This is a genomic window from Methylobacterium isbiliense (assembly GCF_022179325.1).
Taxonomy (GTDB): Bacteria; Pseudomonadota; Alphaproteobacteria; order Rhizobiales; family Beijerinckiaceae; genus Methylobacterium; species Methylobacterium isbiliense.
The window spans coordinates 107,129-125,747 of sequence record NZ_BPQQ01000042.1 but is presented as its reverse complement, the minus strand read 5'-3'; the positions used below and the strand labels follow the sequence as shown (position 1 = coordinate 125,747).

Below are 18,619 nucleotides of genomic sequence, written 5' to 3'. Positions count from 1 at the left end.
CGTCCTGCCCCACAGGCCGGGATCTGCGTCAATATTCACTGTATCCTCCGGCTGACCGAAAGGTCGATGTGGCGAACAATAACGGTGAAGCCAGCGACCGGGCCGGGGCATCACGGCGAAGATGCCTCCGGAACAAGACCCGTTATCTTGAGTTGGTCGCGTGCCTTTGCCTCAGCGGCCAAGATGATCCCTCGGCTGCGCTCATCCTTCGCCGGTCCGGCTGCCGCCGGACCTCCCTTCGTCGCGTACCTGCGTGCCCATGCCCCTGCCCTCGGACGATGCCGGCCATCCCCTGGCCGAGCGCTTCAGAAACTTCATCCGGCAGCAGCCCTTCCCGTGCGTGGGCGCCAAGGCGGCGCTCGGCCGGGGCGGCCTGCGCATCGTCGTCGCCCGCGACATCGCCTCGGATCGCGACGACGACCGGATCTACCCCGCGCTTCTCGCCTTCATCGCGCGCTACCGCGAGGAGCCGGCGCTGTTCCGGAGCTTCGCGGTGGTGTTCGAGGGCGAGGACCCGCTGCCGGAGGAGGCGTTCGAGACGCATCTCTGGGCGCGCGTGCAGGCCTTGTCGGACCACGACAGCCGCGTGGGCCTGCACTACGACCCGCGCGTCCAGTCCGATCCCGGCAACCCGCACTTCTCCCTCAGTCTCGGCGGCGAGGGCTTCTTCGTGGTCGGCCTGCATCCGGGCGCCAGCCGGCCCGCCCGCCGCTTCGCGACGCCCGCCCTGGTCTTCAACCTGCACCAGCAATTCGAGCAGCTGCGCGCCGAGGGCCGCTACGACACCCTGCGGCGCACCATCCTGGCCCGGGACCTCGCCTGGGCCGGCTCGCCGAACCCGATGCTCGCCTCGCACGGGCAGGTCTCGGCCGCGCGCCAGTACAGCGGCCGGGTCGTGGACGAGGGCTGGACCTGCCCGTTCCACCGCAAGGGCGCGGTCGCCCCTGCGGATGGCGACCTCGTCGCCCGGGCGCTGCGCAGCGGCGCCTTCGTGGCGCCCCAGCGGGATTCCCGCCGATGATCCCGGATGATCCCGCCGCCGAGGACGCCGTGCTCGCCCTGGTCTCCGCCCTCCGCGAATCCGGCTACGCCTTCACCACGGTGACGCCCGCGACCCATGCGCGGGTGAACCGGCGGCCCGGGAATGCCGTCGCGCGCTCGCTGCGCGACGTGTTCGGCTGGAGCAGGCCGTTTCGCGCGGATCTGCTGCCGCCCGCCCTCCTCGATCCGATGCGCCGGGCGGGCGCGGCCGTGCCGGAGGGCGACGGCTTCCGGCCGACCCTCCGCCTGTCGAGCCTCGACGGCGAGGTCTTCCTGCATTCGGCCTATCCGCCGCTCGATGCCGACGCGGTGTTCTTCGGCCCGGACACGATGCGGTTCGTGCAGGCGGTGGTCGCGCATCTGGCGGCCCGCCCCGGGCCGGTGCGCCGGGCCGTCGACATCGGCTGCGGTTCGGGCGCGGCCGGCATCGCGATCGCCAAGCGCGCGCCGGAGGCCGAAGTCCTCCTCGTCGACGTCAACGACAAGGCGTTGCGCGCCGCCGCCCTCAATGCGCGGCTGGCGGGCGTGCGCGTCCACCCCTGCCGCAGCGACCTCCTCGCGGATGTCGAGGGGCCGTTCGACCTCATCGTCTCGAACCCGCCGTTCATGATCGATGCCGCCAAGCGCGCCTATCGGGACGGGGGCGGCCGGCATGGGGCGGGCCTGTCCCTGGCGGTGATCGAGGCCGCGGCGGACCGCCTCGCGCCGGGCGGCACGCTGGTCCTGTTCACCGGGGCCGCGATCGTCGAGGGCGCGGACGGCTTCCGGCGGGAGGCGGGCGAGCGCTGCCGGCGGGCCGGGCTCGACTGGTCGTACCGGGAGGTCGATCCCGACGCCTATGGCGAGGAACTCGACGGGCCGGCCTATGCGGAGGTCGAGCGCATCGCCCTCGTGGTGCTCGAAGCGACGCGCCCGGGGCCGAGCGGGGATGCCCGATGATCGCGGACGAGGCGGATTTCCTGCGCGATGCCATCGCCGGCCTGTCCGGGCAGCCGCGCGCGCTCCCGGGCAAGTACCTGTGGGACGAGACCGGCTCGACGCTGTTCGACCGCATCTGCTCCCATCCCGACTACTACCCGACCCATCGCGAGATGGCGCTGCTGCCCGCGGTCGCCGCCGAGGTCGCCGGCCGCGTCGGGCGCGGGGCGACCGTGGTGGAATACGGCAGCGGTGCGAGCCGCAAGATCCGCGCGCTCCTCGACGTGCTGGAGGCACCGGCCCGCTACGTCGCCCTCGACATCTCCTGGGACTTCCTCGTCGCCGCCATCCGGCGCCTGTCCGCGGATTATCCCGCGATCGCCATGCGCCCGGTCCACGCCGACTACTCGCAACCGATCCGGCTGCCGGTCGGCCTCGCGGACGGGCCGGTCCTCGGCTTCTTTCCGGGCACGAGCATCAGCAACTTCGCGCCGGATCAGGCGGTGGCCTTCATGCGGCGGGTGCGCGACACCCTGGGGCCGAGCCGCTTCCTGATCGGCGTCGACCCGACCCGCGACCCGGCGCGGCTCGCCCGCGCCTATGGCGGCTGCGACGGGCTGATGGCCGCGCTCCACCTCAACCTCCTGACGCGGGCCAACCGCGAACTCGCGGCCGGCTTCGATCGCGACGCCTTCCGGCACGAGGCCCGGGTCCTGGAGGCGCCTTTCCGCGTCGAGGCCCATCTCGTCGCCACGCGCGACACCGCCTGCCGGCTCGGCGACCGGACCTTCCACCTCGCGGCGGGCGAGAGCCTCCACACCGACAACTCGTTCAAGTACGAGCCCTCCGCCTTTCAGGACATCGCGCGCCGCGCCGGCTGGACGCCGGAGGCCGTGTGGGTGGACGAGGCCGGAACGTTCAGCCTGCACCTGCTGCGCGGGGCGTGAGCCGACGCCGCTCGGCGTCCCGATCCGGCGGCGCAGGCGACCGGCTGCACGCTCAAGGTGGTCTGCATGTGCGGCCTCGACGCAAGGCTGCGGATCCGGGGGCGTCCGCGCGCCATGCCGGGCATCGCCGGCGTGGATTCCCTGCCGGACCCCATGCAACACGCCCAATGACCGCTGGACTCGGGCGGCGCGATCCGGTCCCATGCCGGTGGCCGTGGCCTGCGCCGTGCATGCCGCGCCTGGACGCCAACGGGGACCAACGGGAATGCGTGCAGGACTGACGAGGCGTGTGGCGGTCGCGCTCGGGGCGGCCCTGGTGCTCAGCGGCCCGGCCGCGGCGCAGGACAAGAAGGTGCTCAAGGCCGTGATGCATTCCGGCCTGCGCATCACCGATCCGATCATCACCACGGCCTACATCGCCCGCAACCACGGCTACATGATCTACGACACCCTGTTCGCCACGGACGAACGGTTCGAGATCAAGCCGCAGATGGTGAAGGATTTTTCCGTCAGCGACGACAAGCTGACCTACACCTTCACGCTCCGGGACGGGCTGAAGTTCCATGATGGCGCGCCGGTCACGGCCGAGGATTGCATCGCCTCGCTCCAGCGCTGGGGCAAGCGCGACGGCATGGGCCAGAAGCTCATGGAATACACGGCGAGCCTGAAGGCCGTGGACGACAAGACCTTCACGCTGACCCTGAAGCAGCCCTACGGCCTCGTGCTCGCCTCGCTGGGCAAGCCGTCGTCGAACGTGCCCTTCATCATGCCCAAGCGCATCGCCGAGACCCCCGCCGACCGCAACGTGCCGGAGGAGATCGGCTCGGGTCCGTTCCGCTTCGTGAAGGCCGAGTTCCAGCCCGGCCTCAAGGTCGTCTACGAGAAGAACCCCGACTACGTGCCGCGCGCCGAGCCGCCGAGCTGGCTCGCGGGCGGCAAGCTCGCCAAGCTCGACCGGGTCGAGTGGATCAACATCCCCGACTACCAGACCGCCGTGAACGCCCTCATCAACGGCGAGATCGACTACATCGAGCAGCCGCCGCACGACTTCCTCGACATCCTCAAGGGCGCCAAGGGCGTCGTCATCAACAACTACAATCCGCTCGGCTTCTCCGGCATGGTCCGGATGAACTGGCTCAATCCGCCCTTCGACAACCCGAAGATCCGGCAGGCGGTGCTGCACGCCGTCAACCAGCAGGACTATCTCGACGCCCAGATCGGCAACCCTGACTACATGCAGCCCTGCCTCGCCATGTTCGTCTGCGGCACGCCGAACGCCACGGACGCCGGCGCGCCGATGAAGCCCGACCTCGCGAAGGCCAAGCAGCTCCTCAAGGAGGGCGGCTACGACGGCCGGCCGGTCGTGATCATGCAGCCCACCGACCTCGCCATCGTGGCGCCGCTCGGCCCCGTCACCGCCCAGGCCCTGCGCGCCATCGGCATGAAGGTCGACCTTCAGTCTATGGACTGGCAGACGCTGGTCGGGCGGCGCGCCAAGCAGGATCCGGTGGACCAGGGCGGCTGGAACATCTTCCACACCACCTGGGTCAACGCCGACATGCTGAACCCGATCGCGAATGTCGGGGTGAACGCCAAGGGCAAGGTCGGCGGCTGGTTCGGCTGGGCGGAGGACGCCGAGATCGAGAAATTGCGCGACGCCTACGCCCGCGAGACCGATCCGGCCAAGCAGAAGGCGATCGCCGCCGAGGTGCAGACGCGCGCCTACGCGGTCGCGACCTACTTCCCCACGGGGCAGTACACCTCCCCGCTCGCGGTGCGCAGCTCCCTCAAGGGCATCCTCCAAGGGCCGGCGCCGGTGTTCTGGAACATCGAGAAGCAGTGAGGCGTCGCCGATGCTCCGGTTCGTCGCAGGGCGGCTCGCCGCGACGCTGCCCGTCATGGGGGTGGTGGCGGTGGTGGTGTTCGCCCTCCTGCGCCTCGCCCCCGGCGATCCGGCGGCGATCCTGGCGGGGGATGCGGCGACGCCCGAGCAGATCGCCGCGATCCGCGCCCGGCTCGGCCTCGACGAGCCGATGCTGCAGCAATTCGGCTCGTGGATCTGGCGCCTCCTGCACGGCGACCTCGGCACCTCGATCCTGTCGAACCAGCCGGTGACGCGGCTGATCGGCGAGCGCATCGAGCCGACGCTGGCGCTCGCCACCACCACGATCCTGTTCGCGGTGCTGGTGGCGGTGCCGCTCGGGGTCGTGGCGGCGTGGCGGCACGGCACCTGGATCGACCGGGGCGTGATGGCCTTCTCGGTGCTCGGCTTCTCGGTGCCGGTCTTCGTGCTGGGCTACCTCTGGATCTTCGGGCTGGCGATGCACCTGAGGCTCCTGCCGGTGCAGGGCTACGTCAGCATCACGCAGGGGTTCGGCCCCTTCATCGAGCGGCTGGTGCTGCCGACCCTGACCCTGTCGGCGATCTACATCGCGCTCATCGCCCGCACCACGCGGGCGAGCGTGCTCGACGTGCTGGGCGAGGACTACATCCGCACCGCCCGGGCCAAGGGGCTTCGCGAGAGCCGCGTGCTCTCCCGCCACGCCCTGCGCAACGCCGCCGTGCCGGTGATCTCGGTGATCGGCATCGGCATCGCGCTCCTGATCAGCGGGGTGGTCGTCACCGAGAGCGTGTTCAACCTGCCCGGCCTCGGGCGCCTCACCGTCGATGCGGTGCTCGCCCGCGACTACCCGGTCATCCAGGGGGTGATCCTGCTGTTCTCGGGGCTCTACGTGCTGATCAACCTCGCGATCGACCTCACCTATCTCTTCTTCGACCCGAGGATCCGCTATTGAGCGCGCCCGCCGCCGCGCCCGCCCGCACCCTGCCGCCGGTCCTGCGCCACCCGGGCGTGCTGTTCGGCCTCGCGGTGCTGCTCGTGGTCCTGGTGGCGGCCCTGGCCGCCCCCTGGCTCGGCACCGTCGACCCGATCCAGCTGCGCCCGAGGCTGCGCCTGCGCCCGCCCTCGGGGGCCGCGTGGTTCGGCACCGACGCCTTCGGGCGCGACGTCTACAGCCGCGTCGTCTACGGCGCCCGGGTCTCGCTCGCCATCGGCGCCGCGGTGGCCCTGACCGCGGTGGTGCTCGGGCTGGCGATCGGCCTCGTCGCCGGCTACATCCGCTGGCTCGACACCGTGGTGATGCGGGTGATGGACGGGGTGATGGCGATTCCCTCGATCCTGCTCGCCATCGCGCTGGTGACGCTCTCGGGCGCCGGCGTGCTCACGGTGATCGTGGCGATCACGATCCCGGAGATCCCGCGCGTGGCGCGGCTCGTGCGCGGCGTGGTGCTGAGCGTGCGCGAGGAGCCCTACGTCGAGGCGGCGATCGGGGCGGGCACGCGCCTGCCGCTGCTGCTGTGGCGCCACGTCCTGCCCAACACCATCGCGCCGCTGATCGTGCAGGGCACCTATGTCTGTGCCTCCGCGATCCTCACCGAGGCGATCCTGAGCTTCCTCGGCGCCGGCATCCCGACCGAGGTGCCGAGCTGGGGCAACGTCATGGCGGAGGGGCGCCAAGCCTTCCAGCTCGCCCCCTGGGTGATCCTGTTTCCGGGCCTGTGCGTTGCCGCCACGGTGCTCGCCGTGAACATCCTGGGCGACGGCCTGCGCGACGCGCTCGATCCGCGCATCGCCCGGCGCGTGGGGGCGCTGCGATGAGCGCGCCGGTCCTCGCCATCCGGGATCTGACGATCCCGCTGCCGCGCCTCTCCGACCGCGCGCACGCGGTGGAGGGCCTCTCCCTGATGGTGGCGCCGGGCGAGATCCTGTGCGTCGTCGGCGAATCCGGCTCGGGCAAGTCGGTCACCGCCCACGCGGTGATGGGCCTGCTCCCCCCGGTGCTCAAGCCGTCGCGCGGCGAGATCCTGCTCCAGGGCGAGGACGTGGTGAAGGCCAGCCCCGCCCGGCTGCGCGCCCTGCGGGGCGGCCGGATGGCGATGGTGTTCCAGGAGCCGATGACGGCGCTCAACCCGGTGCTGCAGGTGGGCGCCCAGATCGACGAGATCCTGGAGGCCCATGCCGACCGGCTCTCGGGGTCGGAGCGCCGGGCCCGCGTTCTCGCGCTGATGCGCGACGTGCACCTGCCCGACCCGGAGCGGATGGCGGGCGCCTACCCGCACCAGCTCTCGGGGGGCCAGCGCCAGCGGGTGATGATCGCGATGGCGCTCGCCAACGACCCCGCGCTGATCATCGCGGACGAGCCGACGACCGCGCTCGACGTCACGACGCAGGCGCAGATCCTGCGGCTGATGCGCGAGTTGCAGGCGCGGCGCGACGCCGGGATCCTGTTCATCACCCACGATTTCGGCGTGGTGGCGGAGATCGCCGACCGGGTCGCGGTGATGAAGGGCGGACGCCTCGTGGAGGAGGGCACGGCGGCCGCCGTGCTGCGCTCCCCCCGCGACCCCTACACCCGCATGCTGATCGCGGCGGTGCCCTCCGCGACGCCGCCGCCGCCCCGGCCGCGCCCGGCCGCGACCGCCCCGGTGCTCAACACGCGGGCGCTGGAGAAGACCTATGGCGGCGGGCTGTTCTCGCGCGCGGGCCGCACCGTGCGGGCGCTCGACGGGGTGACGCTGACGCTGCAGCCGGGCGAGACCCTCGGCATCGTCGGCGAATCGGGCTCGGGCAAGTCGACGCTCGCGCGCTGCGTCGCCCGCTTCGTCGACCCGACCGGGGGCGAGATCCGCCTCGACGGCACCGACATCGCCCCGCTCTCAGGCCGGGCGCTCCACCCCTACCGGCGGCGCGTGCAGGTGATCTTCCAGGATCCCTACCGCTCGCTCAACCCGCGCCGCACGGTCGGGCAGGCGATCACCGAGGGGCCGCGCAACTACGGCCTGCCGCGCGAGGAAGCCTTCGAGCGGGCACGCCGCCTGCTCGACCTCGTGGGGCTCGACGCCTCCGCGCTCGACCGCTTCCCGCACGAATTCTCGGGCGGCCAGCGCCAGCGCATCGCCATCGCCCGGGCACTGGCGATGGAGCCCGCCCTGCTCATCGCCGACGAGGCGGTCTCGGCCCTGGACGTCTCGGTCCAGGCGCAGGTGCTCGACCTGTTCGAGAGCGTGCGCGAGCGGCTGAACCTCGCGATCCTGTTCATCACCCACGACCTGCGCGTGGCCGCCCGCCTGTGCGACCGGCTGATCGTGATGCTGAACGGGCAGGTGGTGGAGGAGGGCGAGACCGCCGCGGTCTTCGCGGCGCCGCGCCACGCCTACACGCGCGCCCTCTTCGCCGCCGCGCCGGGCGCCCACCGGGTGGAGGCGGACCCGCCCGCCGCGAGCGGGGCGGCCGGCTCCTGAAGGCAACGCCGGGCTCGCGCGGGAATGGATCCCGCGCGGGAAGGAATCCCGCGCTCACGCCCGCCGCAGGCGCAGCGCGTTGCCGACCACGAACACGCTCGACAGGGCCATCGCGCCCGCGGCGAAGACCGGCGAGAGGAGCGGGCCGCCGAGGGCGTGGAGCGCGCCCGCCGCGACCGGGATGAGGGCGGCGTTGTAGGCGAAGGCCCAGAAGAGGTTCTGGCGGATGTTGCGCATGGTGGCGCGCGACAGGGCCAGCGCCTCCGCCACGCCGGCGGGATCGCCCCCCATCAGCACCACGTCGGCGCTCTCCACCGCCACGTCGGTGCCGGTGCCGAGCGCGATGCCCACATCCGCCTCGGCGAGGGCCGGCGCGTCGTTGATCCCGTCGCCCACGAAGGCAACCGGGCCGTGGGCGGCGCGCATCGCCCGCACCGCCGCGAGCTTGCCCTCGGGCAGCACCTCGGCCTGCACGGCGTCGAGGCCGAGCGTCCGGCCAATTGCTTCCGCGGTGCGCCGGTCATCGCCGGTTACGAGCGCGACGGCGAGGCCTCGCGCCCGCAGGGCCGCGATCGCCGCCGCGGCGGTCGGCTTCACCGGGTCGGCCACCGCCAGGATCGCGGCGAGCCGCCCGTCGAGGGCGACGTAGAGGGGCGAGCGCCCCGCCTGCCCGAGCCGCGCCGCCTCCTCGGCGAAGGGCGCGACGTCGAGGCCGAGGCGGACCATGTGGCGCGCCGCCCCCACCGCCACCGCCCGCCCGCCGGCCCGGCCCGTCAGGCCGAAGCCCGGCACGGCCTCGAAGGCCTCGACGGGCGGAAGCGCGAGGCCCCTCGCCTGCGCGGCCTCGACCACCGCGCGGGCGAGCGGGTGCTCGGAGCGGGCTTCGAGGGCGGCCGCGTGGGCGAGCGCCGTCGGCGCATCCTGGCCGGGCGCCGCCGTCAGGTCCGTGAGCGCCGGCCGCCCCTCCGTGAGGGTGCCGGTCTTGTCGAAGGCGATGGCGCGCACCCCCTCCAGCGCCTGGAGGGCCGCGCCGTTGCGGAACAGCACCCCGCGCTCCGCCGCCCGGCCGGTGCCGACCATGATCGAGGTCGGGGTCGCGAGTCCCATGGCGCACGGGCAGGCGATGATCAGCACCGCGATGGCGTTGACGAGGGCGAGCCCCAGCGACGGCCCCGGCGCGAGCAGGAGCCACGCCAGGAAGGTGAGGAGGGCGAGCCCGAGCACCACCGGCACGAACCAGCCGGTGACCCGGTCGACCATCGCCTGGATCGGCAGCTTGGCGCCCTGCGCCGCCTCGACCATGCGGACGATCTGCGCCAGCACCGTGTCGGCCCCGACCCGCTCCACCGCGACGTCGAGGCTGCCGGTGCCGTTGACGGTGCCGCCGGTGACCGGCGCCCCGGCGCCCTTGCGCACCGGAACCGGCTCGCCGGTGATCATGCTCTCGTCGACCGCCGAGGCACCCGCCACCACCCGCCCATCGGCGGGCAGGCGCTCGCCGGGGCGCACGCGCACGCGGTCGCCGGGGCGCAGCTCGGCCACCGGCACCTCGGCCTCGGTGCCGTCGCGCAGCAGCCGCGCGGTCTTGGGCGAGAGTCCGACGAGGCGCGCGATCGCCGCGCCGGTGCGGCCCTTCGCCCGCGCTTCGAGGAAGCGCCCGAGCAGGATCAGCGTGACGATGAGGACCGACGCCTCGAAGTAGACGTGGGCGGTGCCGGCCGGCAGGAGCTGCGGCGCCAGCACGGCGACGAGCGAATAGCCGTAGGCCGCCCCGGTGCCGAGCGCCACCAGCGCGTTCATGTCCGGGTGGCCGCGCAGCAGGCCGGGCACCCCGCGCCGGAAGAAGCGGCGCCCCGGCCCCCCGAGCACCAGGGTGGCGAGACCCGCCTGCAGGGCGGCGCCCCAGCCCGGGGCGAGCAGGGCGTGGCCCACGAGGTGCGCCCCCATGTCGAGGACGACGACCGGGAGCGACAGGATTCCGGCCCAGATCAGATCGCGGCGCAACGCGTCCGCCTCGGCGGCGCCCGCCGGCGCCTGCGGGCGGGTCTCGGGCAGGGGGCGCAGGGCGTAGCCCGCCTGTGCCACCGCCTCCTCCAGGGCCGCCGCCGTGACGAGACCATCCGGATGGCGCACGCTCACCCGGCCGGTGGCGAGGTTGGCGCTCGCCTCGCGCACCCCCGGCACGGCGCGCAGCACCCGCTCGACTCGGCCCGTGCACGACGCGCAGGTCATGCCCTCGACCACGAACGCGTGCGTGCGCTCGGGGATGGCGTAGCCCGCCTCCGCCACCGCCTCCGCGACGGCACCCGGATCGTTGTCGGGCGCGAGGTCGAGGGTGGCGCGGCCGGTGGCGAGGTTCACGGCGACGCCGGAGACGCCCGGCACGGCGCGCAGCACCCGCTCGACGCGGCCGGTGCAGGACGCGCAGGTCATCCCCTCGACGGGAAGGCTGAGGCGGCGGGCGGGCGCGGTCATCACGGTGGATCCTGGCTCACCCTCGCATGTGGGAAGCGGCGAGGCGAGGCGGCACGGTGGCTCCATCGCGGCACCCCTGCGCCGCGAACATGGTTTCGCCGCGCTGGCGCGGGACAGCGCGGGCATGCGATCGAACCGAACGACGCGGGCGCCCGGCGCCCGCACGGCCCTGCCGGCGATGCTCTTCTGCGCAGCCCTGGTGCCCGCGCCGGCCCAGGCCCATCCGCACGTCTGGGTGCAGGCCCGCACCGAGATCGTGCTCGACGAGGCCAAGTCCCTGGTGGCGCTCCGGCTCGCCTGGACCTTCGACCCGGCCTACTCGGCCTTCGCGGTGCTCAATCTCGACTCGCGGCGCGACGGCGTGCCCGACCCCGAGAAGCTGGCGGAGCTGGCCCGCAGCCGCGCCCGGGCGCTCGGCGAGAGCGGATCCTTCGTGCAGGCAAAGCTGAACGGGCGCTCCCTGCGCCTCGCCGCGCCGAGCGAGGCCCGCGCCGCCTATCGGGACGGGCGCCTCACCCTCTCCTTCACCCTGGCGCCGGAGGCGCGCGGCGAGGCGGTGCGCACCCTCGTCCTCGCCACGCTCGATCCGGACTTCTACGTCGCCTTCGGTCTCCCGCCCGAGGCCGATGCGGTGCGGCTCACGGGCGGTCCTGCCTGCCTCCTCAAACTCACCCGGCCGGCCCGAGAGGCGCGCGAGGGCGAGCAGATCATCCCGGATGCGGAGGCGACGGCCCGCCCGGCCGCCGCGGCGGCGACGGGGGCGGATTACGCCGGGCGGGTGCTCGTCGCCTGCCCTTAAGCATCATGCGCCGAAGCGGCCACCGGTTCGGCGGCGAACATGATGCCCCATCAGAGCCTCAGCAGAATCGCCCCGTGCGCTTCTGCTGAGGCGGTCCTTCGGCGACAAATCTCCGGGCACAGCCCTGCCGCTGCCCTCCGCGGAAGGCTCGCACGAAGTCGAGGGACCCATCATCGGAGGCGTGGCAAAATCGGTCCGCTGCGTTCCCAGAGGAATGCCGCGCGTCGCGTCCCCAGGCGCGATGATGTCCGGTCGATCGCGGACTTCGCCTTAAGGCGCCTCTAACTGTGCCCTTCGGAATACTACGTAGACCGTGGATCCGACTTGGACGGTGGAATCGGGTTTGATAGGTCGGAACCGATGCAATTCTGCAGCAAGGAATTCGACTATGGCAAGGTACTTCACTGCCGTCTGTGCCGCCCTGATCGCGGCCTTCACCCTCTTCGGAACTTCGGTCGAGGCGAATGCCCGCTGCAGCCGGTGCGGTCCGGTGGCTCCGGTCTACAACTATCGGACCGTCAACAAGATGGTGAACAAGATCCAGTACCGGAACGTGCAGCGCACGCACTACGTGCACAAGACACGCCACATCTACAACATCACCCGCGTCCGGCCGATCGTGCGGGTGCACACCGTCACGCGCGTTCACCACCACACCGTTCCGGTCATCCGCAACGTCAGCGTGTCCCGGGTGCAGCACCTCCCGGCGCACTACGTGCACACCAACAGCGTCCAGAACGTCTACCACGGCTGCGGCTGCCACTGAGTCGGCGCGTCCGGATGCGGCGGCGTCCGGTCCCCGCATCCGGTCGATTCCGTCAATCGCGACTGGCCGTCCTGGGCCCGGCCTCCAGACAGGCCTTGGGGCACAATGCGGGCCGCCCGAGCAGCCGCTTGAGCGCGGCTTGCGGATCGACCGCGCACAGCTTGCTCAGAAAGGTCCTGTCCTCGCTGCCGAGACCCGGGATGCGGCAGGAGGCGAGCATGGTGCGCTCCGCCTGGCCCCACAACGCCGCGACGGCGGCCCTGGTCTCGGAACGTTTCAGCCCGGTCCAGGTCGGAGGATCGGTCGCGGCGGCCTCGATGTATAGGGCGACGAAGCTCATCAGCGCCGCGAGACCGTCGCGGTGGGACACCTGGACGGTCGGATCGTGCAGGGCGTCGAGCGCCAGCGCCGTGTCGAGGTCGTGCGTATAGGCGTTGAGTTCGTCGAGCAGGTAGCGGACATCCTCCGCGGAGGTCGCGCGTCCCGGGCGCAGGTAGGTCGCCACGAACAGGCTCGGCCGGAACTGCCGCGCGATCCGGGCGGGCGCGAGCAGCGTGGTGTCCTCGGGCGGTCGCTTGACCGACCCGCCGCCGACCAGCGGATAGGCGTCGGCGTCCGCGGTGATCATGTGGACGGATTCGTGCACCGCGGTCGGAAGACCGTACTGCGCATCATCACAATCGATCCAGGTGCGGAAGAAGGCCTTGTCCGCGACCTGCTGGAAGATCGCGTAGCCGTTCGGCGATGCGGCCTTCAGGATGTCGACGGCCTTGGCCCGGCAATCCCCGGCCGCGGCCGGTCCGGCGAGCAGGAGCGCGATGAGCGGCAGGACGAGCCCGCAGAGCGCTGGTCGGACGATCATCGGCGGCTCCCGGCATCCCTCCGAACACGGATGGTGCCGCCGTCATGGTTAAGGAACCGTCTCGCCACCGCTTGGCCGGGAGCGTGCGGCCGCCGGCTCCTCGGGCAGGGCCGGGATCGCGGCCCGGAAGGTCGCCCCCTGGCCCGGCTCGCTCTCGATGGCGAGCCGCCCGCGGTGGCGGTTGAGGATGTGCTTGACGAGGGCGAGGCCGAGGCCGGTGCCGCCCTGCTGGCGGCTCGACGCGGCGTCGACCCGGTAGAAGCGCTCGGTCAGCCGCGGCACGTGCTCGGGGGCGATGCCGGGGCCGTCGTCGCGCACCGCCACCTCGATCTGGGCTTGGCGGCCCTCCGCCCCCGGCAGGCGCGCCACCGCGACCTCCACCCGGCCGCCGCCGTACTTCACGGCGTTCTCGACGAGATTCTCGACGAGGCGCAGGATCTCGTCGCGGTCGCCGAGCACGCGGTGCGGCCCCTCCCCGGCCATCAGCGTGACGCGCACGCCGCGCTCCAGGGCGAGCGGGTTCAGGGAATCGACGATCTGGCGGACGAGGGGCACCACCTCGACGGGCGTGGTCGGGGGCACGTGGGCGCGCAGCTCGATGCGCGAGAGCGAGAGCAGGTCGTCGATGAGCCGCGTCATGCGCAACGCCTGCTCGCGCATGATGCCGAGGAAGCGCTCGCGCGCGGCCGGATCGTTGCGGGCCGGCCCCTGCAGGGTCTCGATGAAGCCGAGCAGCGAGGCGAGCGGGGTGCGCAGCTCGTGGCTGGCATTGGCCACGAAGTCGACCCGCATGGTCTCCAGGCGCTCGGCCGAGGTGAGGTCGCGCAGGAACAGCACCACGTTCGGCGGGCGGTCGGATCCCGCCGCGTCCTGCATGGCGCCGATCTGCACCTCGAAGGTGCGCTCGGTCGGCACCCGCGGCGCGTAGATGGTCTTGAGCGGCCCGCCGGTGTGGAGCACGGTGGCGATGCCGTCGAGCACCGCCGGATCGCGCAGGGCGAAGGAGAGCGGGTATTTCGCCCGCAGGGTCGGCAGCAGGGCGCGGGCGGCGGCGTTGGCCTCGATCACCAGCGCCCGGCGGTCGATCAGGATCACCGGGTCGGGGATGTTGGCGAGCAGGGCCTCGGCGAGGCTGTGGCGGGCCTCGCGGGCGGCCTCGGCCCGCGGCCGCGGCGCCGGCCCGCGCGGGCTCGCCAGCCATCCGCCCAGGAGCACGGCACAGCCCGTGCCCGCGCAGAGCCAGGGATCGACGCCGCTTCTGAGGACCGCCATCGCGAGGACGAGGAGCCCGGCGACGAGCGCGCCGCGCCACGCCGCCCGGTGGGCGCTCGGACCGGGACGGCCGGGATCGAAGGGCACCGCTCAGCCCGCCGGGCCGCCATCGGCCCCGTCGTCGTCCGGGGCCTCGCGGGGGGTGAGACGGACGCGCTTGGCGATCTCGTAGGCGCCGAGCGCCGCGAGCGCGACCACGAACGGGACGAGGTAGTAGCAGACGCGGAAGAGCAGCAATGCGCCGAGCACCGACTCGCGCGGCAGCCCCGAGAGGGCGAGCAGGATCGTCGCCTCGAAGACCCCGAGCCCGCCGGGCGCGTGGCTGGCGATGCCCAGCATCGCCGCAACCACGTAGATCGCCAGGAAGGTCTCGAAGCTGACCCCGTGCCCGGGCGGCAGCAGCACGTAGAGCACGCCCGCCGCCGCGCAGACGTCGCCCGCCCCGACCAGCATCTGGCTCAGGGACAGGCCGAGCCCCGGCAGTTCGAGGCGCCAGCCCTTCACCTTCACGCTGCGCCGCTTCACCGTGACCCAGGCGAGATATGCGAGCACCCCCGCGAGCGCGGCGAGGCCGAGCCCGAGGTTGAAGCGCGTGCTGGTGTAGGTGAGGCGCGTGAGCGGCTCGGCCTCGCGCAGCAGGCTCAGGCCGAGCACCGCCCCCATGCCGAGCCAGAAGGTGAAGCCCGCCACGATGGTGAGGGCCGCGATCCGCCCCGGGCTGAGGCCCTGGCCGGAATAGATCCAGTAGCGGATGGTGCCGGCGGTGAGCAGCGGGAAGCCCAGGTTGAAGCTCACCGCGTAGCTCGTGAACGAGGCGAGCGCCGTGGTCCGGTAGGGCACCCGGATGGCGAGCTGGCGCAGCGCCAGCGCATCGTAGCAGGTGAGGAACAGGTAGCTGACGCAGACGAGCAGGATCGCGAGGCTGACCTGCTCGACCGTTGCCGCCGTGAAGGCGGAGCGCAGCTCCGACCACGTCACCGTCGAGACGAGTTCGTACAGGACCCCCAGCGAGATCAGGAAGAGCACCGCGCTCGCCGCGGTGCCGATCCAGGCGTAGCGCCGCCGGCGGCGGCCGGACCTGTCGCCGGGCTCGGCGCCGACGGGCGGATCGCCCGGATCCTGTCCGGCCGGATCGGCGTCGCGCGGCGGCGCGGTCGGCGCGGCCCGGGCGAGATGCTTGTCCTGCGTGGCGAAATTCATGTCGTCGGCGTCCGACTCCGCTGGCCGCCGGCCGCGCTCCCGTCGAGGACGGTGTGCGCCGCCGGCACCTTCGGCGGCACTCCGACCGAGCCCCGCTTGAGACCGCCATTTAGGCGCTCCCGGACGCGATGGCCAGACGGACGGGAGGGCAAGGCGCCGCGGCGAGGCGGCGGGCGGCCTCGGTGAGGCCGGCGCGGATACGCGCGGGCACGGTCGGACTGGTGCAGACGTAGGTCGGGCTCGGATGCGGCACGCCGATGACGGCCACGCGCGGGCGCGCGGCAGCCAGCACCGGCGCGAGCGTCTGCGCGACGCGGCCGGCGAGCACCGCGACGGCGAGGTGCGGCATCAGGTCGAGGAGCGGGACGAGGTAGGGGACGGCCTGCCGGATCTCGCCGGGGCGCGGCGCGCGGTTGCGGGCGCCGGGGGCGTGGATGACCCAGGGCACCGCGTTCCAGATCAGCGTCTCGGCGCGCGCGATGCCGGCCTCGGCGAGGAAGCCGAAGAGGTTGGCGGCGGTGCCGGTGGGATTGTCGCGGGAGACGAAGGCCGTGCGGGCGATGCCGGGGCCGGGGGTTTCGAGGAGCAGCAGCAGCCGCGCCGCAATGCCCCCGTCGAGGGGATCGGGCTCGGGGACCGGCGCCTCGCGCTCGGCCCGGATGCGCTCGGCCAGGGCGCGCAAGGGGGCGAGGTGGGGCGCTTCGAGGAGCGCGCGGCGCGCCGCGACGGCCGCCGGATCGGCGAGGGCTTTGGGGCGGGCGGGCGGATCGGTGCCGACGAGCGGCGGGAGGGCGGCCGGCTCACGCATGGGCCGGTGCTGCGCCGCGCCCGCGCTTCTCCTCGATCGGTCCGCGCCCCTTCGCCCGCCTGCCGGTCATCGCGCCCTCCCGCGCCGAACCGGGCCAACGGCCGCGCACCGGCCCCGGTTTCACCGCGAGCGTGTCAGGGCGAGAACCGCGCCCCCAGGCTGTAGGCGTCGCCCCGGAAAGTCTGGCGCACGTAGGTGAGGGTCTCCGGACCCCGCCAGGTGCGACGCTCGACCGACAGGCAGGCGCCGCCGGCGGGAAGGCCGAGGGCGCGGGCGAGGCGCGGGGCGGCGTTGACGGCGGTGATGCGGTGCTCGGCCTGGGTCCAGGGCACGTGCTGCAGCAGCCACGTGCCGGGCGGCACCGCCGTGAAATCCGCCTGCGCGGCGGCGGGCACGGCCGCGAGGCTGATCAGCCTCTCCTCGTAGGCGAAGGGGCGCCCGTCCGCGAGGTGGCGGCAGGTGAGGTCGAGAAGGGCGAGGCCCGGCATCAGCCCCGCGGCCGGGGGCTCGTGGGCGCCGGATTCCCGCGTGCGCCGGTCGATCAGCTCGAACGCATAGGCCTCGCCGCGGCCCTGGATCTCAGCCGGAATGTCGGGGATGCGCAGCACCGCCGATTGCAGCGCGGGCTGGGCCACGAAGGAGCCCGCGCGGCGGCGGCGCTCGATCAGTCCCGCCTCGGCGAGACCGGCCAGCACCTTGTTCACGGTCATGCGCGAGCAGCCGTAGAGGGCCGACAGCTCGGATTCGAAGGGGATGCGGTGCCCCGGCGGCCACTCGCCGGAGAGGATCCGGGTCTCGATCTCGCCGCGGATGCGCTCGCCCAGCGTCGCGGCCCGGCTCATGCGGCGAGCCTCGCGAGCGTCGCCCGGAAGCGCGCCGCCACCGCCTCGCGGGCCACGTGGCGCCCGTCCGCGACCACGCGGCGCCCCGCGCGCCAGACCTGCTCCACCCCTCCCTCGCGCGCGGCGAAGATCCAGCCGTCGAGCCACGCATCCCGGCTGCGCGCCGCGAGCGCCGGATGGTCCGGGTCGAGGGCGATGATGTCGGCGGAGTGCCCGACGGCGAGGCCGCCCGGCGCGCCGAGCGCCTGGCCCCCGCCCGCGAGGCAGGCCTCGATCAGCGCCCGCCCGGTCGACGGATGCGCGGGCGTCGCCGCGACCGCGCGGGCCTGCCCGGTGAGGCGCTGGGCGTATTCGAGGAGCCGCAGTTCCGCGGCGGCCGAGATCAGCACGTTCGAGTCGCTGCCGATCCCAACCAATCCCCCCTCCCCCGCGAAGGCGGCGAGCGGAAACACGCCGTCGCCGAGATTGGCCTCGGTGATCGGGCAGAGACCCGCCACCGCCCCGCTCGCCGCGAACCGGCGCCGCTCCGCCGCCGTCATGTGCGTGGCGTGGATCAGGCACCAGCGCCGGTCGACGCCGGCCCGGTCGAGCAGCAGCTCCACCGGGCGGGCGCCGGTCGCGGCCAGGCATTCCTCGACCTCCCGCACCTGCTCGGCCGCGTGGATGTGGACCGGTCCGCCCTCGGCCAGCGGCAGGATCGCCGCGATGTCGTCCAGGGTCGCGGCGCGCAGGCTGTGGGGGGCGATCCCCACCACCGCATCGGGAAGCTCCGCCACCGCCCGGCGGCTGTCGCGCATCAGCGCGGCGAACCCGTCGCGGTCCGACAGGAAGCGGCGCTGGCCGGGGCTCGGCGGGGCGGGCGGGGCGCCCCGCCCCGGCCCGAAGCCGCCATGGGCGTAGAACACCGGCAGCAGGGTGAGGCCGATCCCGGTGGATTGCGCGGCGGCGGCGATCCGGGCGGCCATCTCGGCGCGATCGGCATAGGGCGCCCCGGCCGGATCGTGGTGCAGGTAGTGGAACTCGCCGACACGGGTGAAGCCCGCCTCCAGCATCTCGACATAGGCCTGGGCGGCGATGGCCTCGGCATCGTCCGGGTCCATGCGGTCGACGAAGCGGTACATCACCTCGCGCCAGGTCCAGAACGAATCCGGGCCCGGACCCCGGGTCTCGGCGAGGCCCGCCATGCCGCGCTGGAAGGCGTGGCTGTGCAGGTTGGTCAAGCCCGGCAGGCCGATCTCTGCCCTCTCGTCGCCCGCCGCCGCCGGCACGCCGCGCGCGACGGCGGCGATGCGCCCGTCCGCGATGGCGAGGGCGACCCCCTCGGCCCACCCGTCGGGGAGCAGGGCGGAGCGGAACCAGAGCCGTGCCATCGATCGCCCTCCGGTGCG

16 protein-coding genes are annotated in these 18,619 nt (G+C 73.4%); 9 read left to right on the top strand and 7 right to left on the bottom strand.

The genetic code is table 11. The annotated features are described in order from the left end of the window. Positions 1 to 259 precede the first annotated feature (259 nt). From gntA to MFF61_RS18785, 7 genes are all read left to right on the top strand, one after another. The gene (gene gntA / locus MFF61_RS18815) at positions 260 to 1,021 is read left to right on the top strand and encodes a guanitoxin biosynthesis heme-dependent pre-guanitoxin N-hydroxylase GntA (protein ID WP_238236972.1); all 762 of its coding nucleotides are present in this window, start codon (positions 260 to 262) and stop codon (positions 1,019 to 1,021) included. Next, the gene (locus MFF61_RS18810; protein WP_238236970.1) at positions 1,018 to 1,980 is read left to right on the top strand and encodes a N5-glutamine methyltransferase family protein; all 963 of its coding nucleotides are present in this window, start codon (positions 1,018 to 1,020) and stop codon (positions 1,978 to 1,980) included. The genes gntA and MFF61_RS18810 overlap by 4 nt, the downstream gene beginning before the upstream one ends. After that, on the top strand, positions 1,977 to 2,906 hold the full coding sequence (egtD, locus tag MFF61_RS18805; protein ID WP_238236969.1) for an L-histidine N(alpha)-methyltransferase: 930 nt from the start codon (positions 1,977 to 1,979) through the stop codon (positions 2,904 to 2,906). Before MFF61_RS18810 ends, egtD begins: the two co-directional genes overlap by 4 nt. Before the next feature lie 265 nt (positions 2,907 to 3,171). Next, a complete protein-coding gene (locus MFF61_RS18800; protein ID WP_238236968.1) occupies positions 3,172 to 4,749 on the top strand; it encodes an ABC transporter substrate-binding protein in 1,578 nt (525 codons plus the stop codon). Between the two features lie 10 nt (positions 4,750 to 4,759). After that, on the top strand, positions 4,760 to 5,701 hold the full coding sequence (locus MFF61_RS18795; protein ID WP_238236967.1) for an ABC transporter permease: 942 nt from the start codon (positions 4,760 to 4,762) through the stop codon (positions 5,699 to 5,701). Then, on the top strand, positions 5,698 to 6,564 hold the full coding sequence (locus MFF61_RS18790; protein WP_238236964.1) for an ABC transporter permease: 867 nt from the start codon (positions 5,698 to 5,700) through the stop codon (positions 6,562 to 6,564). The genes MFF61_RS18795 and MFF61_RS18790 overlap by 4 nt, the downstream gene beginning before the upstream one ends. Beyond that, on the top strand, positions 6,561 to 8,207 hold the full coding sequence (locus tag MFF61_RS18785) for an ABC transporter ATP-binding protein (RefSeq protein ID WP_238236957.1): 1,647 nt from the start codon (positions 6,561 to 6,563) through the stop codon (positions 8,205 to 8,207). Before MFF61_RS18790 ends, MFF61_RS18785 begins: the two co-directional genes overlap by 4 nt. 54 nt (positions 8,208 to 8,261) lie before the next feature. Here the strand turns inward: MFF61_RS18785 and MFF61_RS18780 are convergent, their stop codons facing one another. Beyond that, positions 8,262 to 10,682, bottom strand: a complete 2,421-nt coding sequence (locus MFF61_RS18780) for a heavy metal translocating P-type ATPase (protein ID WP_238236955.1) — start codon at positions 10,680 to 10,682, stop codon at positions 8,262 to 8,264. Between the two features lie 124 nt (positions 10,683 to 10,806). On the opposite strand from MFF61_RS18780, the gene MFF61_RS18775 reads away from it, so the two are divergent. Then, positions 10,807 to 11,481: a DUF1007 family protein gene (locus tag MFF61_RS18775; protein WP_238236954.1), complete on the top strand. Its 675-nt coding sequence runs from the start codon at positions 10,807 to 10,809 to the stop codon at positions 11,479 to 11,481. A 388-nt stretch (positions 11,482 to 11,869) separates the two neighbouring features. Then, on the top strand, positions 11,870 to 12,247 hold the full coding sequence (locus tag MFF61_RS18770) for a hypothetical protein (RefSeq protein ID WP_238236953.1): 378 nt from the start codon (positions 11,870 to 11,872) through the stop codon (positions 12,245 to 12,247). A gap of 52 nt (positions 12,248 to 12,299) precedes the next feature. Here MFF61_RS18770 and MFF61_RS18765 read toward each other — a convergent pair whose 3' ends face one another. The 6 genes from MFF61_RS18765 to MFF61_RS18740 all read right to left on the bottom strand — a co-directional run bounded on the left by MFF61_RS18765 (position 12,300) and on the right by MFF61_RS18740 (position 18,601). Continuing rightward, positions 12,300 to 13,109 (bottom strand): hypothetical protein, encoded by an 810-nt coding sequence (locus MFF61_RS18765; protein WP_238236952.1) that lies wholly within the window; start codon positions 13,107 to 13,109, stop codon positions 12,300 to 12,302. A 48-nt stretch (positions 13,110 to 13,157) separates the two neighbouring features. Continuing rightward, the gene (locus MFF61_RS18760; RefSeq protein ID WP_238236977.1) at positions 13,158 to 14,381 is read right to left on the bottom strand and encodes an ATP-binding protein; all 1,224 of its coding nucleotides are present in this window, start codon (positions 14,379 to 14,381) and stop codon (positions 13,158 to 13,160) included. 90 nt (positions 14,382 to 14,471) lie between these two features. Continuing rightward, a complete protein-coding gene (locus tag MFF61_RS18755; RefSeq protein WP_238236949.1) occupies positions 14,472 to 15,581 on the bottom strand; it encodes a lysylphosphatidylglycerol synthase domain-containing protein in 1,110 nt (369 codons plus the stop codon). A 109-nt stretch (positions 15,582 to 15,690) separates the two neighbouring features. After that, complete coding sequence (locus tag MFF61_RS18750) at positions 15,691 to 16,389, bottom strand: uracil-DNA glycosylase (protein ID WP_238236941.1); 699 nt, start codon at positions 16,387 to 16,389, stop codon at positions 15,691 to 15,693. 134 nt (positions 16,390 to 16,523) lie between these two features. After that, the gene (hutC, locus tag MFF61_RS18745; protein ID WP_238236940.1) at positions 16,524 to 17,231 is read right to left on the bottom strand and encodes a histidine utilization transcriptional repressor HutC; all 708 of its coding nucleotides are present in this window, start codon (positions 17,229 to 17,231) and stop codon (positions 16,524 to 16,526) included. Next, entirely contained in the window at positions 17,228 to 18,601 is a 1,374-nt protein-coding gene (locus tag MFF61_RS18740; RefSeq protein ID WP_238236939.1) for a formimidoylglutamate deiminase, read from the bottom strand. Before MFF61_RS18740 ends, hutC begins: the two co-directional genes overlap by 4 nt. Between the last annotated feature and the right edge of the window lie 18 nt (positions 18,602 to 18,619).